Raw genomic sequence first — 3,053 nt, forward strand, 5'->3', positions numbered from 1 at the left:
GGAAGGGCACCACCAGGAGTGGAGCCTGCGGCTTAATTTGACTCAACACGGGGAAACTCACCAGGTCCAGACACAATGAGGATTGACAGATTGAGAGCTCTTTCTTGATTTTGTGGGTGGTGGTGCATGGCCGTTCTTAGTTGGTGGAGTGATTTGTCTGCTTAATTGCGATAACGAACGAGACCTTAACCTACTAAATAGTGGTGCTAGCATTTGCTGGTTATCCACTTCTTAGAGGGACTATCGGTTTCAAGCCGATGGAAGTTTGAGGCAATAACAGGTCTGTGATGCCCTTAGACGTTCTGGGCCGCACGCGCGCTACACTGACGGAGCCAGCGAGTCTAACCTTGGCCGAGAGGTCTTGGTAATCTTGTTAAACTCCGTCGTGCTGGGGATAGAGCATTGCAATTATTGCTCTTCAACGAGGAATCCCTAGTAAGCGCAAGTCATCAGCTTGCGTTGATTACGTCCCTGCCCTTTGTACACACCGCCCGTCGCTACTACCGATTGAATGGCTCAGTGAGGCGTCCGGACTGGCCCAGGGAGGTGGGCAACTACCACCCAGGGCCGGAAAGCTCTCCAAACTCGGTCATTTAGAGGAAGTAAAAGTCGTAACAAGGTCTCCGTTGGTGAACCAGCGGAGGGATCATTACCGAGTTTACAACTCCCAAACCCATGTGAACATACCTTTACGTTGCTTCGGCGGAGCCGCCCCGGCGCCCGGAACCTCTTCGGTTTCGCGGCCCGGAACCAGGCGCCCGCCGGAGGCCACAAACTCTTTTGTTTTTACAGTTTCTTCTGAGTGTGCCGCAAGGCAAAATACAAATGAATCAAAACTTTCAACAACGGATCTCTTGGTTCTGGCATCGATGAAGAACGCAGCGAAATGCGATAAGTAATGTGAATTGCAGAATTCAGTGAATCATCGAATCTTTGAACGCACATTGCGCCCGCCAGAATTCTGGCGGGCAAGCCTGTTCGAGCGTCATTTCAACCCTCGAGCTCCCCTCTTTTGGGGAGAGCCCGGCGTTGGGGACCCGGCGCTAACACCGCCGGCCCCGAAATGGAGTGGCGGCCCGTCCGCGGCGACCTCTGCGTAGTAATATCCACTCGCACCGGGACCCGGGCGCGGCCACGCCGTTAAACACCCCACCTTCCGAATGTTGACCTCGAATCAGGTAGGAATACCCGCTGAACTTAAGCATATCAATAAGCGGAGGAAAAGAAACCAACAGGGATTGCCCCAGTAACGGCGAGTGAAGCGGCAACAGCTCAAATTTGAAATCTGGTCCCCAGGGCCCGAGTTGTAATTTGTAGAGGATGCTTTTGGCGAGGCGCCTTCCGAGTTCCCTGGAACGGGACGCCACAGAGGGTGAGAGCCCCGTCTGGTCGGATGCCAAGCCTATGTAAAGCTCCTTCGACGAGTCGAGTAGTTTGGGAATGCTGCTCAAAATGGGAGGTATATGTCTTCTAAAGCTAAATACCGGCCAGAGACCGATAGCGCACAAGTAGAGTGATCGAAAGATGAAAAGCACTTTGAAAAGAGAGTGAAAAAGTACGTGAAATTGTTGAAAGGGAAGCGCCTATGACCAGACTTGGGCCCGGTGAATCATCCAGCGTTCTCGCTGGTGCACTTTGCCGGGCACAGGCCAGCATCAGTTTGGCGCGGGGGATAAAGGCTTCGGGAATGTGGCTCCCCTCGGGGAGTGTTATAGCCCGTTGTGTAATACCCTGCGCCGGACTGAGGTACGCGCTCCGCAAGGATGCTGGCGTAATGGTCATCAGCGACCCGTCTTGAAACACGGACCAAGGAGTCTAACGTCTATGCGAGTGTTTGGGTGTAAAACCCATACGCGTAATGAAAGTGAACGTAGGTTGGGGCCTCGCAAGAGGTGCACAATCGACCGATCCTGATGTCTTCGGATGGATTTGAGTAAGAGCATACGGGGCCGGACCCGAAAGATGGTGAACTATGCCTGAATAGGGTGAAGCCAGAGGAAACTCTGGTGGAGGCTCGTAGCGGTTCTGACGTGCAAATCGATCGTCAAATATGGGCATGGGGGCGAAAGACTAATCGAACCTTCTAGTAGCTGGTTTCCGCCGAAGTTTCCCTCAGGATAGCAGTGTTGAACTCAGTTTTATGAGGTAAAGCGAATGATTAGGGACTCGGGGGCGCTATATAGCCTTCATCCATTCTCAAACTTTAAATATGTAAGAAGCCCTTGTTACTTAATTGAACGTGGGCATTCGAATGAACAACACTAGTGGGCCATTTTTGGTAAGCAGAACTGGCGATGCGGGATGAACCGAACGCGAGGTTAAGGTGCCGGAGTGGACGCTCATCAGACACCACAAAAGGTGTTAGTACATCTTGACAGCAGGACGGTGGCCATGGAAGTCGGAATCCGCTAAGGACTGTGTAACAACTCACCTGCCGAATGAACTAGCCCTGAAAATGGATGGCGCTCAAGCGTCCCACCCATACCTCGCCCTCAGGGTAGAAACGAAGCCCTGAGGAGTAGGCAGGCGTGGAGGTCAGTGACGAAGCCTAGGGCGTGAGCCCGGGTAGAACGGCCTCTAGTGCAGCTCTTGGTGGTAGTAGCAAATACTTCAATGAGAACTTGAAGGACCGAAGTGGAGAAAGGTTCCATGTGAACAGCAGTTGGACATGGGTTAGTCGATCCTAAGAGATAGGGAAGTTCCGTTTCAAAGGCGCACTTCGCGCCGTGTGGCGAAAGGGAAGCCGGTTAATATTCCGGCACCTGGATGTGGGTTTTGCGCGGCAACGCAACTGAACGCGGAGACGACGGCGGGAGCCCCGGGCAGAGTTCTCTTTTCTTCTTAACGGTCTCTCACCCTGAAATCGGTTTATCCGGAGCTAGGGTTTAATGGCCGGAAGAGCCCAGCACCTCTGCTGGGTCCGGTGCGCTCTCGACGTCCCTTGAAAATCCGCGGGAGGGAATAATTCTCATGCCAGGTCGTACTGATAACCGCAGCAGGTCTCCAAGGTGAACAGCCTCTAGTTGATAGAATAATGTAGATAAGGGAAGTCG

General features: G+C 52.9%; 2 rRNA genes. Both read left to right on the plus strand.

The annotated features are described in order from the left end of the window. A 16S ribosomal RNA gene (locus tag AB0H42_RS35545) occupies positions 1-657 on the plus strand; the annotation flags it as partial. Positions 658-822: 165 nt separating this feature from the next. Continuing rightward, positions 823-3,053, plus strand: a 23S ribosomal RNA gene (locus AB0H42_RS35550); the annotation flags it as partial.

The sequence above is a fragment of the Nocardia sp. NPDC050799 genome (assembly GCF_040654015.1).
In the GTDB taxonomy this organism is placed as follows: Bacteria; Actinomycetota; Actinomycetes; order Mycobacteriales; family Mycobacteriaceae; genus Nocardia.